Raw genomic sequence first — 17,573 nt, forward strand, 5'->3', positions numbered from 1 at the left:
TCCCGCGGCTACGGTCAGTAGGATTGCAGTTGCACACGCACTACAAAGCGAAGAATTTCGATGTCGGTCGAGCTGAAAACGCGGTAATTCGACCCGGTGCGGCCCGCTGTATCCGATTTTTCATTGCAACTCTTTTTTTCACAGGCCGGCGGCTATCGCCAGAGACGCATCGCTTCACTGCAAGAACGCATGCCGTGCATCATGCTTACGTGCATCACAGTCATGCCGGCGTTGCCAAGCACAGCGACGAGGCCAATGACGGCGAAGATAACGATGACGACGTTAAGTATCCGAGCACTGTCGAACATGACTTCCTCCTTCGTATCAGTCGCGGAGCAGCGTGATGGGCAGCAACATCGCGCCGCTCCGCGTGACTTGAACGTGGCGTGATGAATCAGGTCACGATTTCGGCTCCGTCACTGCATTACTCTGCACGTCCTGCTGGTCGGTACTGGACTTCTTAGCACGCGTCATGAGCAGCATCGAGAGCGGACACACCAGCATGCAGGCGACCAGGATGAGTGGAGCGAGAGCGCCTCTGAACTGAGGCAGCGCCCAATCTCCGAGGGCGATAACAAGTGCGAGCGCAAGTGCAGTCGTCGCCATGGTCTTTGTGTTGCACTTCATAAGTGTTTCCTTTCGGGAACTGGATTGGATATCAGTGTTGGGAAGAAATCCGCGTCACTTCGATGGAGACGTACCCGCCTGGTCCGAGTACTTGAGCATGATGTCGCCCATCGCCTTCATCATTTCCCCATGCATGCGCATCGCGGTCTTCGGGTCCATACCCATATTGCCGCCCATCATTGGACAACTACCCATCATGCCGCCGCCCATCATGGAGGGACTGTGCTCGCGCGTTTGCGGGGGGCGACTCGCGTCATTGCCGGTCCCACCGGCAGCCATTGCCACAGCGCCCGTACCCAACGAGAGTGTCAATAGGGCAGCAGTCAGTAGTGATTTGGCGTTCATATGTATCTCCGGATTCGGTTAAATCGTGTCACTGAGAAAGCAGTTGTCGAGGCGCGAGCCGACGCTCTCCGCGTTCGCGACACGCGTGCGTGCACAACGACGCGGGGCCGTTCGAGACTCATCGACGCGGGAACTACAGGGAGCGAGGTGGAGGCGCTGGCAGTTCGGGGATGAACTGCGATATGAGAATGAGGTTGGTGGCCCGGTAGACGGGCGAGGAAGTCACGACTGCCGTCTTGTGCGTCGTGGGTATGACCGCCATACCACAGCCGAGACCGCTCAGGTTGCCGTGACATGCGAGCTGGGAACCCGTTACGTGGGCTCTTGCATCTTGTGCGCACGCCACCATGCCCGGTGTATGCGGCGCTTTCATCTGAGACTGCATGGTCGACGACGACATCTCCGGGCAAAGCGCCACCTGCGCGGGGTAGCCGAGGAGCGGCAGCCACGCGATAAGCAGACAGGCGACGAGCTTTGCCCAGAATTTCATCATTTCAGTATAGGTGGTCCACGCGGCATCGCCAAAGGACAGGATGACGCTCACGCGTTACCCGGTAAATCACTGGCCCCAACGTTTTAGATGCGCGAGGAACGCGTCAGCACCCACAAACCCGACCAGCTGCGCGTCGAGCTGCTGATGCCCATTGCGGTCGTAGAAAATGAGCGCCGGTGGCCCGAAAAGCCCGAAGCGCCTTAACATCTCAGCGTCTTCGGGTGTGTTCTTCGTCACATCAATACGCAGCAGTTTCCAGTGGGCGAACTCGCTTACCACGCGCGCATCGGTAAAGGTAAATCGCTCGAGTTCCTTGCAACTGATGCACCAGTCAGCGTAGAAATCCACCATGACGGGCTGGCCGCGTGCCGATTCAAGCGCCCGGTCGAGTCCGGCAGTCGACCGTATCGAATCAAAACGCTCTGCACTGACCGTCTCGGTCTGTGCCCCCCGTATAACACCGCGCAATGGCTGAAGAACGTCAAAATTCCCAGACGCAATGCCGACCAGTTCGGCAATCGCGGCGGCCAGCAGCAGTACACCAATTGCTTTGCCTGCGCGAACCACGCCGTGGGCGTCCGGCGGCAGCGGGTCGAGGGCGCGCAGCATCATCGCGCAATCGGCTAGCAGCAAAGCGACTAATGCCATCAGCAGCCAATCCGGCAGTAGCGAATAGACGAACCACAATGCTGCTGCAAGCAGCGTGACGCCCAACGTGTTCTGAACGGCAACCATCCAGGGACCGGATTTCGGTAGCACGTGTGTGCCGAACGTGCCGACGAGCAGTAGCGGAATGCCTATTCCGACGCCCATCACGTACAAGGCCAGCGCTCCGCCGACGACATCGCGACTGTTGGCGATATACAGCAGTGCACCGGCCAGCGCTGGTGTGGAGCATGGGCCGACAATCAGTGCGGAGAGCATGCCCATCACGAACACAGGGACAATCCGGCCGCCGGGCAGCCGATTGCTCCACTCGGTAAGCCTGGTCTGCCAGCCCGTTGGCAACTGCAGTCTGAATAGACCGAACATACCGAGCGCAAGGACGACCATGAGCAAACCAAAGGTGGCCAGGGCCCAGGGCTTTTGCGTGACAGCCACCAACGGGATGCCAACGAGTGCCGCAATGGTGCCGGCGACCGCATAGGTAACCGCAAGTCCCTGCACATAAGCGACCGACAGCGCGAAGCCGCGCCACACGGTTGGCCGTTGCTGACCTCCGCCGACGACAGTGGTCACAATGGGAATGAGGGGATACATACAGACCGTGCCGGCCATCAACAGGCCGGCAAGCAGGAAGCCCAGCAGTTCGGGAAGGCCAAGGCCATTCGCCGGTCGCAGAGTCAGGCCGAATACAGCGATACCCCGGTTTTCGACGACAACTGGAAACACGGTCGCCCCCGCTGATGCGTTCCCTTCGTTCGCAATGGGGGTGACGATGCCGTTGGAAGCTATCCGGTAGCTCCGGGTTAGCGGTGGGTAGCAGACCCCGAGGTCCGCACACCCCTGCGACGTGACAGAGAGCACAGTGCTCACCGCGCTGGCGCGGGCCAACGGAACGCGAATCTGCACAGGCCGGTGATAGACCTGGACCACGCCAAATGTCGGGTCGTTTTTCGATTCTGCGGGCGGCATCTGGTCCGGCGTCACTGACTTACCATCCACGGCGAAGCTGAAGCGGTCCCGGTACAGGTAGTAGCCAGATTTTGTGCCGAAGTCGAGCGTTACCTGTTGCGGACCGCTGACGCTGACCGTCAATGGGAAGGCTTCGTTGACGGGTAGCAGGTCAGATTCGTTCACCGCGTAAGCGGCTAGAGACACGAATACGAACAGCAAGCCAAGCGCGATGCGCAACGCGTGCTTCGCTGCGTCTGTTTGACGGCAAATTCCCCGCCGTACGTCGGATGATGTCACTCGCATTGCAGTGCCTCTACTCACAAGATGTCAGCGCAAACGCGTGACCGCTGGCCCACTGCCACTCCGCGAGCCCGCGAGTGCGGTGTCAACGCTTCATCACGACTGCTTTTCCAGTTTCATAATGGTCAGGGTGCCGTTGACGTTTTCGACGCGGACCTTGACCTTGTCGCCCTCGTGAACCTGCTTGACCATCGCGGCATCCTTCGCCTTGAACGCCATCGTCATCGGCGGCATCCCGACGTTCTCCAACGCGCCGTGCTTCAGCGTGACCATGCCGGTCGCAGCGTCCACCTTCCTGACCTCCGCATCGGTGAGCGCAGTGTTCAATGACGTCTTCGAAGCCGACGGCTTGGACATGTCCATGCCGGCCATATCATCACCAGCGAACGCGGGCGCAGCAACGATAGCTGCAAGAGCAACAGACGCAACAATCAGCTTTTTCATTGAGTTTCTCCAGTCTGGGTAGATGGCACTTTCATGCCGGAAGGTACTGCATGGGGGTGCCGCGCATGGCCAAGCCTTCGCGCGCGGCGGCGTTGCAGCAGGAACCAGGCTGCAGGGATAACGAACATTGAAAGGATTGGCGCCGTGACCATGCCGCCTACCATCGGTGCGGCGATGCGCTGCATGACTTCTGAACCGGCGCCGTGCCCGACCATGATGGGGATGAGACCAGCCAGCACGACAGCAACCGTCATCGCTTTCGGACGCACGCGCAACACGGCGCCTTCGCGAATTGCATCGAACAGAAGCGCCTCAGTTAGCGGTTCGCCAAGCTCCAGCCGACGATTGAGCGCGCCCTTCAGGTAGAGCAGCATCACGACGCCGAACTCAGCCGCGACACCCGCGAGCGCGATAAATCCAACGGCGGTTGCGACAGATACCGCGTGGCCCAGAATCCAGATGAGCCAGAAGCCACCGACCAAAGCGAATGGCACGGTCGACATCAGCAACAGCGCATCGGCTGCGGAGTTGAAAGTAAGAAACAGCAGCACGAAGATGACAAGGAGCGTCACCGGAATGACCGTGCGCAACTTCGCGGCAGCGCGCTCCAGATATTCGAACTGTCCGGACCAGGCAATCGAGTAACCGGGGGGCAATACGACCTTATCGGCGACAGCGCGCTGCATCGCCTTCACAGCCGATTGCAGGTCCGTGTTACGGATGTCCACATAGACGTAGCCGGAAAGACGGGCGTTCTCGCTACGAATCATCGGCGGACCGTCGGCAATCGTGATGTGCGCCACATCGCCGAGCTGGATTTGTGCCCCGCGGCCCGTGACGACTGGTAGCTGACGCAGTTTCTCGAGGGAATCGCGAATTTCGCGTGGATAGCGGATGTTGATGGGGAACCGCTCACGGCCGGCAATCACTTCTCCGACGTTGTCACCGCCAACGGCCGAGGACACAACCGACTGGATGTCCGCCACGGCAAGCCCGTAACGAGCGGCCGCGAGTCGGTCGATGTCGACGTCAACGTAGCGGCCCCCGTTCAGTCGTTCAGCCAACGCCGATGTGACGCCCGGAACACCCTTGACCGCTGCTTCGACCTGGGCCGCAACCTTGTCGATTTGTGTGAGGTCTGGGCCCGAAATCTTGACGCCAACGGGCGTCTTGATGCCGGTGGACAACATGTCGAGACGATTCCGAATAGGTGGCACCCACACATTCGAGAGGCCAGGCACCTTGACCGTCCGGTCCAGTTCATCAATCAACTTCTCCGGCGTCATATCTGGTCGCCACTCGCCGCGCGGCTTGAACTGAATCGTCGTCTCGAACATTTCGAGCGGTGCCGGGTCAGTCGCGGTGTCCGCCCGCCCAGATTTGCCGAAGACCGTTGCGACCTCAGGGACAGTCTTGATAAGGCGGTCCGTCTGCTGCAGCAGTTCGCTGGCCTTCTCGGCGGAGATTCCCGGAAGCGCTGTCGGCATATACAGCAGGTCGCCTTCATCAAGCGGCGGCATGAATTCGCCGCCGAGCTGGGAAAGCGGAATCACCGAAGCGGCCAGCGCAACGACCGCCAAACCAATGGCAACCCACGGCCGCCGCAGCGTCGCTTCCAGGAACGGTCGGTACAGTCGAATCAGTACGCGATTGATTGGGTTCGAGTTCTCATAGGGAATGCGACCTCGAATCAGATAGCCCATCAGCACGGGCACCAGCGTCACTGACAACCCGGCAGCAGCGGCAATGGTGTAGGTCTTGGTGAAAGCCAGCGGCGAAAACAGCTTCCCCTCCTGCCCCTCGAGCGAGAACACCGGAATGAACGACAGCGTTATGATGAGCAGCGAGAAAAACAACGCCGGCCCCACCTCCGCTGCAGATGTCGCGATGAGTTCCCAGCGCTGTGCCGTCGTTATTGGTTCACCCGGATGCTCGTGGTCGTACGCTTCGAGATGCTTGTGAGCGTTCTCAATCATCACGATGGCCGCATCAATCATCGCCCCGATGGCAATTGCGATGCCGCCCAGCGACATCAGGTTCGCATTCACCCCCTGATAGCGCATCACGATGAAGGCGGCCAGCACCCCTAGCGGCAGTGACAAAATCGCCACGAACGCGCTGCGCAAATGGAACAGGAACACCGCGCAGACCAACCCAACGATGATGAATTCCTCGATGAGCTTGTCCTTGAGATTATCCACCGCGCGCTCGATGAGCTGGGAGCGGTCGTAGGTGGTCACGACTTCGACACCAGCCGGCAACGAGCGCTTCAGGTCGGCCAGTTTCGCCTTCACCGCATCGATAGTCGTCAGCGCGTTCTTGCCGGAACGCATGACGATGACGGCGCCGGCAACTTCCCCCTGGCCATTCAGCTCGGCAATACCCCGTCGCATCTCCGGTCCGATTTGAATCCGGGCTACATCGCCGAGCAGAACCGGGGTACCGGCATCGTTCGTCCGCAGTACGACGTTGCGAAAGTCGTCGAGCGTATGCAGGTAACCTGACGAGCGGACCATGTACTCCGATTCGGCCATTTCGACGACAGACCCACCGGATTCCTGGTTCGCCTTGCCGAGCGCGTCGGCCACCATCCCCTGCGTGATGTTGTAGGCGCGGAGTTTGTCCGGGTCGAGCACAACCTGATACTGGCGCACCATGCCGCCGATGCTTGCAACTTCAGACACGTCCGGCACTGACTTCAGTTCGAACTTCAGGAACCAGTCGTTCAGTGCGCGCAGTTGTCCGAGGTCGTGTTGCCCGGTTTTGTCGACGAGTGCATATTCGTAGACCCAACCCACGCCAGTTGCATCAGGGCCAAGCGAAACAGTCGCGCCCTGCGGCAGGCGGCTTTGCACCTGATTCAGATATTCGAGCACGCGCGAGCGTGCCCAGTACTGGTCGGTCTTGTCGTCGAACAGCACGTAGACGAATGCATCGCCGAACGACGAATACGCGCGGATGGTTTTGGCCCCAGGCACACCAAGCAACGTGGTCGTAAGCGGATAGGTCACCTGGTCCTCGATGACCTGCGGTGCCTTGCCAGGATACGACGCCTTGATGATGACCTGGGTATCGGACAGGTCGGGCAGTGCATCGAGCGGCGTTTGCGTGACCGAATAGACGCCCCATGCCGTAACGAGCACGGTCGCGAGCAGAACCAGGAAGCGGTTGTGAATAGACCACCTTATAAGACGCGCAATCATTTGGCGCCTCCGACCGGTTCGACCTTGGTCAACTGGTAGCCGTCGTCAGATTGCTTGAAAACAAAGTGCACGGTCTCGCCAGGCTTCACGTCTGGAAACGCCGTCGGCGAGGGTTTGCCGAATGCCATCGTCATCGCGCCCCAGCCGAGCGCTGGAACGGGTTGATGTGAAAACGTGATGTCTCCGGCCGTCACCTGCTCGACCTTACCTGTGGTGTCGTAGGTCTGCGGCGCTGCCGCGGCAGATGCCGGAGCCGGCGCGCTAACACCGCTCGGTGCGGTTGCTTCGAGTTTCGGCAGAACGGATTTCAGACTCGCTTCTGAGTCAATCAGAAACTGGCCGGATGCGACGACCTGCTGGCCTTCAGTCAGGCCGCTGCTTACCTCGGTATCGTCGCCGGCATCGTTGCCAACGGTGACCGAGACAGGTTGCAACCTGCCGTCGGAATTCCTGACGATGACCACCGACCGCTTACCCGTCGTGATGACGGCTTCCGAGGGAACCAGCAACCGCGAAACCTTTTTCGCGGCGCCGATGCGCGCCCGCATCAGCATCCCCGGCGTCAATCTGAAGTTCGCGTTGTCGATTTCGAGGCGTGCCTGGAGCGTGCGACTGCTCGTGCTGATGCCCGGCAGGATTTCGCGGATGTGCCCCATGAAATGTTGCGCCGGGTCGCCGGCAAACACGGCGTCCACGGTCATCCCTGGTTGAACCTGGAGGGCCAGGGCTTCGGGCACCTCGACAACGAGCCACAGCCTGCTGAGTCCGGACACTTTCGCAAGCGTCTGACCGGGCGACACCATCGCGCCATCGCGCACGTTCAGTTCGGTCAGCACACCGGTTTCTGGTGCAGACAGTGTGATGTGCGTCTGTGCCTTGTCGGTATGGTCGAGACTTGCAATCACACCGTCCGGAATCGACATCGCCCGCATGCGCGCACGTGACGCCGCGAGCATGCCGTCGTCCATGCCGCCACGTTTCAGCGCCAGATACTCTTCCTGCGGCGCAAGCCAGTCTGGAACGAACAGGGACGCAATCGGAGCGCCTTTCGTTACGCGTTGCATCGGCGCGCTGGCGTAAAGATGGTCAATGTAGCCGGTCACCCGCGACTGGACGACATCAGCTTTCGACTCATCGAACTGCGTAGTACCCACTGCGTCGAATCCGTCCGTTGTTTCCTGCCGACGCACCGTTGCGTAGCGAATGCCCAGATTCTGCTGAAGACTCGGGTCAATCTTGATGCCGTTCGAGCCACCTTCATCAGCGTAGACCGGCTCTAACTGCATGTTCATGAAAGGTGACTTGCCCGGCTTGTCGAAATGCTGGTTTGGCACCATCGGGTCGTGCCAGTACAGTACCTTCCGGCCAGTCTTCGGGTCGATTTTGTCGCCGGAAGGTGTAGCCGCAAGAGCGCTCTCGCCACTCATCGCCGAACGATGCGTGCCGGCGACATAGCCGGCCCCGAGCAACGCCGCAGCGGCAAACACTATCAGGGCCAAGCGTGCCAGTTGTTTCTTCTGCATGTTGTTCTCCTTCACTGACTCACGGACATCGAGGCGGGTACGACTTGGTACTCGAGCTGAGCCCATGTCTGCGATACGTCTCGCTGCAGGTCGAGCACCTGAAGCTGGGAGTCGAGTTGCGCGCGCCTGGCAGCGAAGGTGTCCGCAAGCGAGCCTGTGCCTGACCTGTACGCTGCAGTCGCGAGTCGAGCGCGCTGGTCCGCAGCGGGCAGCAGGGAATTGCGGAGGTTGTCAATACGTTCGCGACCGCTGGCGAGAGTTGCCGCCTGCGTGCGAATATCCGCTTCCACCTGACGCTGCGCATCCTCGTACATCAGACGGGCCCTAGTGCCGAGTTCCGCCTTTTCGGCGGCATCGCGGTTCTGACGGTTTTTGCGATTGATAGGCAACGGGATGCTGACGCCGACCGACACCATGTTCGAGTACGCCCCGCCGCGCTGCTGATACGACACCTCCCACGTCCAGTTGGGACTGCGGTCACTGTTGGCAACCGCGGTATCAGCATCCGCTACGGCGATGTCCCTTGACGCGGCGATAAGTGCTGGCTGGACTTCGCGCAGCGCATCGGCAGGTAGGGACGAGACATACGACTGTGGCGCCGGTGGCTCGCCGGTCACATCAGAAACGGGTGTTGCCGTCCAGCGAGAAAGGCCGATGAGCGCGGTTTGAAACGTCTGCTGGCCCTTGAGCAACTGGTCCTGCGTCTGTGCAAGCATTGCCTGAGCCTGTGTCACATCGCCGGCCGTTGCTTTAGCTCCTCGATAGGACGCTTTGGTCGCCTCCAGCTCATGGGTCATGTGGCCAACGAGTTCCTGCTGCAGCACTACGGCTTTCTTCGCATACACGGCGTTCAGCCACGCCGTGGCTGTTTGCTGGCGCGTATTTGCCAGCTGGGCGAGGTAGCCGGCCCGCTCGCGGTCCACTACGTCATTCGCTAATGCGGACCGCAGCCGCCGCTTGTCGCTCGATACCCATTCCTGCTCGATGCCGATACGGCGCATCGTCATGAAGTCCTGGCCGATGGTGTATTTCTGCTGTCCGGTCACAGGCAGGTTGTCGACGCCGGCTTTCAGCATTGGGTCCGGCAACTGGCCAGCTTTTACAGCCACCTCTGAACTGGCACGCACCGAGGCCTGCGCAGCCCCCATTGCGGAAGAGCGGTCGGTAGCGGACTGGAGTGCCGCATCGAGCGTGACGGGCGTTTCCTGCGCGTGCGCGGCGACGCTCGCGAGAATCAGCGCGGCAAAAAGCGAACGCGCGCGCAGTGCTGCACGCCGGTATGACGGCGTGCCAATAGTTAAAGGCATGTTCTAACCCCAACGGCGGAATCCCAAAGGAATCCACGTCCTGAACGCAGGACGACCTCACCGCAAGTGCGGTGAACCTGTCAGAAAGGGATTAGATGGCGCGCGGAGGTCGCCAGAGACCGGCCAGTTCACGGACGGTCAGCGACTGTGCGTAGTGGAATACGACGGCGATGGATAGCCCGGCGGGACGGGTTACTTCAGTCGTGGACACCGGATGATACAGGCTACCAAGCTGGCATTGCGCCGTTACCTTGCAGAGGAAGCCTTTGGCTTTCGCCGGTTGCGAGGATTTCATCGTCTCGCACCCAGGCATCTCCGAAGGCATTGCACTGCCATCATCGGCGCCCATGCTCATCTGCATTGGACATTCTCCAGTCAAGCCGCTGGCCGCCAGCCCACTAATGGGCAGCACAGCGCAAAGCAATAGGAGAAGCAATGTCCGGAGAAATTTCATGGCTGAATTATATCGACGTCATTTTACCCATGTTCCGTGGACTTTGTCGTCGCACCAGGTCACCAAATCGGGCGAGAATACAGCCCTTGACATTCCTGTCATGGGAAGGTTGATGCTTGGGTCCGCGAGTTGCTAATGAAAGTAATAATGGAATTCAAAGTGACGGATATGTCACGCGTCGGTTGCGCCAATTCGACTACGCGCCCGGTCACTCCTGTCAGTCCGACGGGAAAGCTCGACATCACCAGAAGAATCCTGGAGGTCGATTCGGCTTCGCAATGAGAGCGTCTGGTCGCTTTCACTGAGGTTGCGAATTATCACTCAAAGGTCAGTTGGCAGTTCCATCGGTTAAGAAGGTAAATGAAGTGCGGCTCGGATAGTCGTCGCACCGCGTCTTCGTTTCTAGCCGTGCGCGGCTTTTTGTAGGAGTTTCGACACAGGAGGTTGCGATGCAGATTGTCACCGCGCTCGGTCATGCATTCTGGATGGCCTTCACGATGCTGTGGCAGATTTTCTGGGGCTTGAGCCTGGGGTTCCTGTTCTCTGCCGTGATTGAGATTGCCGTCTCGAAGTCCGAAATGTCGAGGCTGCTGCCTGACTCATCCGCCCGGTCGCTGACCGTGGCCAGCCTGCTAGGCGCGGCATCCTCCTCATGCTCCTACGCTGCTGTCGCCATGGCTCGCTCAATTGTGCGTAAGGGCGGCGACTTTACCGCGGCAATGGCGTTTCAGTTCGCCGCGACGAATCTGGTGCTGGAACTGGGCGTGCTGATGTGGGTGCTGATTTCGTGGCAATTCGCCGCCGCCGAATTCGTCGGCGGCCCAATCATGATTGTCGTTCTGGTGCTGCTCTTCCGGGTCTTCCTCAAAGATTCTACGAAGAAGAAGGCCATCGAGCAGGCGGACAAGGGAGTCGCCGGCAGCATGGAAGGTCATGCCGCTATGTCGATGGGCGAACAGCACGGGAACTGGAAGCAACGACTCTCATCCAGAACTGGATGGATAGCAATCAGTCACAGCTACGTGATGAACTGGTCGATGCTTTGGCGAGACATCGGGATTGGATTGCTCGTCGCAGGCGCGCTCGCCTCCTGGGTTCCGGACAGCTTCTGGCAGAAATTCTTCCTCGTCAGTCATCCGACGGCCGCGATGATTTGGGGTGCGTTTGTCGGACCCCTGATTGCCGTCGCGTCGTTTACCTGTTCCGTGGGAAATGTGCCCCTCGCCGCCGTGCTGTGGAATGGTGGTATCAGCTTCGGTGGCGTCGCTTCGTTCATCTTTGGCGACCTCATCATTCTTCCCATCTTAAACATCTACAGGAAGTACTACGGGGGCCGGATGACCGGCTTTCTCGCTGTGACCTTCTATCTCGCGATGGTCTCAGCCGCACTTGTGGTTGAAGCGCTGTTCCAGTCGCTCGGATGGGTTCCGACGGAACGGCATACAGCAGTCGTCAACGCAGCTATTACATTCAACTACACCACCGTGCTCAACATCATCTTTGGTGCAATCTTCATCGTGTTGACGATTGTATTTTTCAGGACCGGTGGTCCGGAGATGATGCGCATGATGGAGGGCGGCCAGCACGACCACAGCGGTCATGGGCATCAGGCTGCACATAACGACGCCCATCACCATCATCACGACCCATCGCACTGATTCACATGCAGGGAACTTCAGCTTGACGCCCTTCCCATCCCAAAGCCCGGGGATTCCTGAGCTTCGGAAGTCAGGTTCCTGTTTCGCTTCGGACAGTTGCGGCCATGCGAGGTAAAGCCGTTGCGCCACAGGGAATAGCTCTGCGCGGCCCGCTTGAGCATGAAGCGAGGAAAGCCCGCCCGCCGGCCGAAAAATTCCCGTACGCTATGTAGAGGTGACGAATCGACGTTTGATGGGGGACGCTGGAGATATCACGCAGCCGACGTCGGCTTGAGCGCGGTCAACGCGGCGGCGTCATCAACGTAGTTCGAGTTCAGGCCGTCCTTGTGTCGCTGCTGACGACGCGCGAGCGACATGGTTGTAGACGAACCGCATGCAGCGAGGGCGCTGCGCCAGCTGCTGGCAAGCAATTCGTGACGCGGCCAGCTAGCAGCACGCGGTGAAGACTGGCGCCTATCGGTGCGGTGCAACGACAAGCAATGGATGCGCTCCCCGTTCAATTGCTCGCTGGGCTTGATTCGGCTCGAGCGAAAACCTTGGGGCACGTAGTCACCGATAAAGTTTCATGTTAGAAATGATGTTGCGGCAGAAGTCTCGACGAGTCTGCTCGCAGGTATCGGTGGAGTTGCTATGGACGACCGCGCTCGTGACAAAGGCAGGCGTAAGCCGCTCACAGAGCGAACCACATCGGCGATACGAGAGCGGCTCGAAGGCGGAGGGGCGCCATTGCTCTTGCCATTTGTCGGACCGGCCGTGGTCGTCTCAATCGCGTACATGGACCCGGGCAACTTCGCGACGAACATTCAGGCTGGCGCGAAGTACGGCTATTCGCTCCTCTGGGTTGTGCTGCTGGCAAACCTGATAGCTATGCTCTTTCAGGCGCTCTCCGCAAAACTCGGCATAGTTACCGGTCGAAACCTCGCGGAGCTTTGCCGCGAACACTTCCCCAAGCCGCTCGTCCTTTTCATGTGGGGTGTGAGCGAGTTAGCAGCGATGGCAACGGATTTGGCCGAGTTTCTGGGCGGAGCAATCGGCCTGTCCCTGCTGTTCCACATGCCTTTGTTTGCCAGCATGGTAGTCACCGCTCTCGTGACCTACGTACTTCTGTTGTTTGAGCGCGCGGGATTTCGTCCACTCGAACTGGCAATTGGTGGACTGGTCGGCGTGATTGGCATCTCATACCTGGCCGAGCTATTCATCGTACCGATTACGTGGCCCGACGTCCTCGTCCATACGTTTTCGCCGCATCTCCCGGACTCAGAAGCGCTCACCATTGCTGTCGGCATTATTGGCGCGACCGTCATGCCACATGCGCTTTTTCTTCATTCGGCCTTGACTCAAGGTCGCGTGCTACCTAAGACAGAAGCTGAACGCACCACGCTGCTCGCGTATTCGAACATCGAGGTCATCATCGCATTGGCCACTGCCGGTCTTATAAACATGGCCATGGTCATCATGGCTTCCGGCGCATTCCACGAGGGACACCCTGATATCGCCGAAATCGAGACGGCATACCACACACTGGGGCCGCTGCTGGGCATAGGGGCCGCGGGCATTTTTCTCCTGGCGCTAATCGCTTCCGGGATATCGAGTTCGGTCGTGGGTACAATGGCCGGCCAGATTATTATGCAAGGCTTCATTGGCTTTCGTATTCCGCTTTGGGTCCGAAGGGTCGTCACAATGGTGCCCAGTTTTGTCGTTGTCGGTTTCGGGGTGAACGCTACCAACGCGCTCGTCTTAAGCCAGGTCGTATTGAGTCTTGCATTGCCGTTTCCGATGATGGCGCTGCTATGGTTCAGTTGTCGACGAGACATCATGGGCGTCCGCAAGAACCGCATGGGCACTACCATATTGGCCACGGTAGCAGCCGCCATCGTCTTATCCCTCAATGCGTTTTTGCTGCTGCAAACGTTCCGAGGCTCACTTCCGGGTTTGTCACGGCTATTATCTGGCTAGCGTGAACGGTCGGTGGACCTTCACAATCAATACGCAGCGATGCCAAGGTTGGTCGGACTATTCGCGCGAAAGCCCAGATATTTGCAGCTTGCGCCGGGGCGTCGCCCGTTGCGACGAGGGTTACTACTACCGTGAATATCGGCCTTTCCATCGTCTTCTCCTTGACCGCCCTCGCCCAAGCAACTACTGGCACCGGTATGAAGAAGCGACGGAGCGCTTGAATGATTGCAAGATGACAGAAGTCATGAAACGGGCAGCTCATCCTGTCTTGACGGATGCCTCGATTATGAAGAAGACAATAAAGCCCAGGAAGAACGCTGCGGTGGCAATTGACGTCTCGGGTACTTCGTGCGCTTCGACCAGCAGTTCCTCTGTGACAAGGTAGATAAGAGCGACGGTTCCGAGACCCAGCAGCACTGCATAGAAGTTCGCCGGCAGGCCGGCGAACAACACGTGACCGCCGACCGCGGATATGCTCAGCAGCGCCGCCAGCAAAACCGGCGCGCCCAGAGTCCACAACCTGCGAACGCGCGCAGCGGCGAGCGCTGTACCCACCGACAGCGCGAGGAAGAGCACTTCGAGAGTGAGCGCTACCGTCAGTATTAGGCCCGTCTCTTCACCCGCAGAAAATGCTATTCCGAGCACAAGGCCATCGACGATGAGGTCAATGGCAGTCACGATAATCAGACCCGTCGGCAGGCTCGAATCTTCAAACCGCCGTTCCAGCTTGGTACACAACTGTCGGATGGTCAGCATCAGTATCAGGCCGAGAACAAATCCAATGACAACTGGCGCTGTGGAGTGCGTTCTGTCCTGCGGAAGTAATTCAAGGGCTGCGGCCGCGAACACAATACCACCGGTGAAGTGCTGAATGACGCTCGTCGCGCGAGCGCCCGGCGTTTTAATCGACGCGACGAACGCCCCCGCGCCTGCTGCAATTAGCGGAGAAACCGTGAGAACTGCTAGCTTGACGGAGGGCGTCATCAGGTCGCCGCAGTGCCGCACTGGCTACGGAACTTCACAGCCGCTACCGGCGCGCTGTCGCACTTCCCGCAGGCTGCCGGAACGAGCAACGTAGCGCATTGACTGCAAAAGCGCGCGCCTTGGGAATTCGCCATCTTGCACTGGGGGAAGATAACTGCGCTCTGAACAGGGTGGGCTGGCGGGTGTCCTTCCCGATGTCTGGTCCTCACGGTGAGCATAGCCGTGTCCACGTCCATCACCGTGCCCGCCGTTGCGTCCATGTCCACCCTCGTGCGAACGCGATATCCGTAATCGCGGCTACGCGGCCGCCGTGATAGCCGCCACGCATTCTTTCCAACCATCCCATCATAACCTCGGGTTTGTTCAATCCATTGTTAACGTGGTCCGTCTGGTCACTTGCGTAGCAGACGAAGGCCATTGCCGACAACGAGCAGACTCGCTCCGACGTCGGCGAACACGGCCATCCACATGGTTCCGTAACCGACAAGCGTCAATGCAAGGAAGACACCTTTGATTCCGAGTGCTAGTGTAATGTTCTGCACAAGAATCGAGTGTGTTGCCTTCGACAAACGAATAAACGCGGGAATTTTTCTTAGGTCATCGTCCATCAACGCGACATCTGCCGTCTCGATTGCCGTATCTGTTCCCATTGCTCCCATTGCAAATCCGATATCGGCTCGCGCAAGTGCCGGGGCATCGTTGATGCCGTCGCCGACCATACCAACCATCACTGAGTTGCCAGACAGCCGCTCCACCGTGCGTAGCTTGTCTTCCGGCAACTGATTGCCCTCAGCCTGGTCGATGCCGACCTGCTGCGCGATTGCCTGCGCTGTGTGAGGGTTGTCGCCGGTCAGCATTGCTGTGCGCACACCAAGCTTGTGAAGCTCCGAAATCGCCTCGCGGCTGCTGTCCTTGACAGTATCCGCTACGGCAAAGAGCGCCAGCACGCGAACTTCATCAATTAGCATCACAACCGTTCTGCCTTGACGCTCAAGCGCGTCAAGTCGCTCTTCCAGTTCCGCGGAGCAGCGGCCGAGTTCTTCGACGAGGCGGTGGTTGCCAAGCGAGTAACTCCTTCCGTTCACTAAGCCGCGAACGCCTCGCCCTGGAATTGCTTCGAATTGCTCGACCGGGTGTTGCGGTATGTTGTCAGCTTCCGCAGCTTGGGCGATGGCCATCGATACGGGGTGGTCGGAACGGCCTGCCAAGCTCGCTGCGAGTGAGCGGACGGGGAAAGCATCGATGTCCGTGACACGGAGTTCGAACTCCGTCTGAACCGGTTTGCCATGGGTGATGGTTCCAGTCTTGTCCAACGCGAGCCACTTAAGCTTGCGTCCCTGCTCCAGATAAGTACCACCCTTGATAAGGATGCCGCGACGCGCGGCTGCCGCGAGGCCGCTGACAATCGAGACCGGAGTCGAGATAACCAGCGCGCAGGGGCAAGCAATGACGAGCAGGACAAGCGCCTTGTAAATCCAGTCGAACCAGCTTCCAGAAAAGAGTAGCGGAGGCACTACCGCAACAACAAGTGCCACAACGAACACAATGGGCGTATAAATGCGCGCGAACTGGTCGACGAATCGCTGTATTGGAGCCTTCGAACCTTGTGCCTCTTCAACGGCGTGAATTATGCGCGCCAGCGCTGTGTTGTTCGCTGCTGCCGTGACCTTGTACTCGAACGAGCCGGATTCATTGATTGTTCCCGCAAACACGGCGTCCCCTTCCACCTTTTCGACCGGAAGGCTTTCGCCAGTGATGGTGGCTTGGTTGATGGTCGACTGACCGCCGGTGATTTCGCCATCGAGACCGACGCGCTCGCCCGGCTTTACTCGCACGACTGAGCCGAGCGTGACGGAATTCGGTTCGACTTCAGCCCAAGTCCCGTCTGCCTGTCTGACCGTCGCCTTCTCCGGCGCCAGCCGCATTAGGCCATGGATGGCATTCCGAGCACGGTCGAGCGACCTGGCCTCGATGAGTTCCGCAATCGTGAACAGCACCATGACCATCGCTGCTTCCGGCCACTGGCCGAGAAGCAGCGCGCCCGTAACAGCAATGCTCATCAGTGCGTTGATGTTCAGGTTGCCGTTGCGAACGGCAATCCAGCTCTTCCTGTACGTCGTCAGGCCGGCGCCGAATACCGCGAGCAAAGCAAGCGCGGCAACGAGCCATGTCGATTGCCCGAGCCAACTGGCGGCTTCGGCACCAATTGCGACGGCGCCGGCAAGTGCGAGCGGCCACCACGGCGTGTGCTCAGATTGCGGCACATTCGCCGGTCGGTCACCTGCACCGGCCAGTTCGGGCGTAAATCCCAGCGACCGCAAGCCTTCGAGTACCGAGGTAAGCGCCTCGGGCTCGTGGACAACCGTCAGCACTCGCTGCATCAGGTTGAATTCCATTCCCCTAATCGCCGGCATGCCTGTCAGCTTTCTACGGATTAACGCCTCCTCCGTCGGGCAGTCCATCTGGAGCACGCGAATTTGCGTCCGGACAGTATCGCGAACGGCAGCCGGTGCGGCTAGGGCGCCAAGAGAAACGGCTGCGGGTGCGCAGCAGCTGTCGCCGGCCGCATGAAAATGACAATTGCCATGCTCCTGGCTGTGGCCATGGCCGTGTTCGTGCTTATGCTCGTGGTCAGACGCGCCTTTGCAGCAGTGGGCGTGAC

Annotated in this window: 14 protein-coding genes; 2 read left to right on the plus strand and 12 right to left on the minus strand. The window is 59.4% G+C overall.

All coding sequences use genetic code 11. The features are described from left to right. Positions 1-152 precede the first annotated feature (152 nt). The 10 genes from QCE48_RS11135 to QCE48_RS11180 form a co-directional block, all read right to left on the minus strand. Positions 153-308: a hypothetical protein gene (locus tag QCE48_RS11135; RefSeq protein ID WP_309787790.1), complete on the minus strand. Its 156-nt coding sequence runs from the start codon at positions 306-308 to the stop codon at positions 153-155. Between the two features lie 91 nt (positions 309-399). Further along, positions 400-627: a DUF2933 domain-containing protein gene (locus QCE48_RS11140; protein ID WP_309787789.1), complete on the minus strand. Its 228-nt coding sequence runs from the start codon at positions 625-627 to the stop codon at positions 400-402. Positions 628-681: 54 nt separating this feature from the next. Beyond that, complete coding sequence (locus tag QCE48_RS11145; RefSeq protein ID WP_309787788.1) at positions 682-972, minus strand: hypothetical protein; 291 nt, start codon at positions 970-972, stop codon at positions 682-684. Positions 973-1,105: 133 nt separating this feature from the next. Then, complete coding sequence (locus tag QCE48_RS11150; protein ID WP_309787787.1) at positions 1,106-1,516, minus strand: hypothetical protein; 411 nt, start codon at positions 1,514-1,516, stop codon at positions 1,106-1,108. A 15-nt stretch (positions 1,517-1,531) separates the two neighbouring features. Further along, entirely contained in the window at positions 1,532-3,319 is a 1,788-nt protein-coding gene (gene dsbD / locus QCE48_RS11155; protein ID WP_309787786.1) for a protein-disulfide reductase DsbD, read from the minus strand. 159 nt (positions 3,320-3,478) lie between these two features. Beyond that, positions 3,479-3,826, minus strand: a complete 348-nt coding sequence (locus tag QCE48_RS11160) for a copper-binding protein (RefSeq protein ID WP_309787785.1) — start codon at positions 3,824-3,826, stop codon at positions 3,479-3,481. After that, positions 3,823-7,029 (minus strand): efflux RND transporter permease subunit, encoded by a 3,207-nt coding sequence (locus QCE48_RS11165; RefSeq protein WP_309787784.1) that lies wholly within the window; start codon positions 7,027-7,029, stop codon positions 3,823-3,825. The genes QCE48_RS11160 and QCE48_RS11165 overlap by 4 nt, the downstream gene beginning before the upstream one ends. Continuing rightward, positions 7,026-8,552 carry an efflux RND transporter periplasmic adaptor subunit gene (locus QCE48_RS11170; protein ID WP_309787783.1) on the minus strand — a complete coding sequence of 509 codons (1,527 nt, stop codon included), beginning with the start codon at positions 8,550-8,552 and terminating at the stop codon, positions 7,026-7,028. The genes QCE48_RS11165 and QCE48_RS11170 overlap by 4 nt, the downstream gene beginning before the upstream one ends. 11 nt (positions 8,553-8,563) lie before the next feature. Then, entirely contained in the window at positions 8,564-9,859 is a 1,296-nt protein-coding gene (locus tag QCE48_RS11175) for a TolC family protein (RefSeq protein ID WP_309787782.1), read from the minus strand. 91 nt (positions 9,860-9,950) lie between these two features. Further along, complete coding sequence (locus QCE48_RS11180; protein ID WP_309787781.1) at positions 9,951-10,313, minus strand: hypothetical protein; 363 nt, start codon at positions 10,311-10,313, stop codon at positions 9,951-9,953. Between the two features lie 449 nt (positions 10,314-10,762). Between QCE48_RS11180 and QCE48_RS11185 the strand changes: the two genes are divergently transcribed. After that, complete coding sequence (locus tag QCE48_RS11185) at positions 10,763-11,971, plus strand: permease (RefSeq protein WP_309787780.1); 1,209 nt, start codon at positions 10,763-10,765, stop codon at positions 11,969-11,971. 630 nt (positions 11,972-12,601) lie between these two features. Beyond that, the gene (locus QCE48_RS11190; protein WP_309787779.1) at positions 12,602-13,927 is read left to right on the plus strand and encodes an Nramp family divalent metal transporter; all 1,326 of its coding nucleotides are present in this window, start codon (positions 12,602-12,604) and stop codon (positions 13,925-13,927) included. A 258-nt stretch (positions 13,928-14,185) separates the two neighbouring features. Here QCE48_RS11190 and QCE48_RS11195 read toward each other — a convergent pair whose 3' ends face one another. Continuing rightward, on the minus strand, positions 14,186-14,911 hold the full coding sequence (locus QCE48_RS11195; protein WP_309787778.1) for a hypothetical protein: 726 nt from the start codon (positions 14,909-14,911) through the stop codon (positions 14,186-14,188). Between the two features lie 392 nt (positions 14,912-15,303). Next, entirely contained in the window at positions 15,304-17,307 is a 2,004-nt protein-coding gene (locus tag QCE48_RS11200) for a heavy metal translocating P-type ATPase (RefSeq protein ID WP_309787777.1), read from the minus strand. Positions 17,308-17,573: the final 266 nt, after the last annotated feature.

This window comes from Caballeronia sp. LZ024 (assembly GCF_031451455.1).
Taxonomy (GTDB): Bacteria; Pseudomonadota; Gammaproteobacteria; order Burkholderiales; family Burkholderiaceae; genus Caballeronia; species Caballeronia telluris.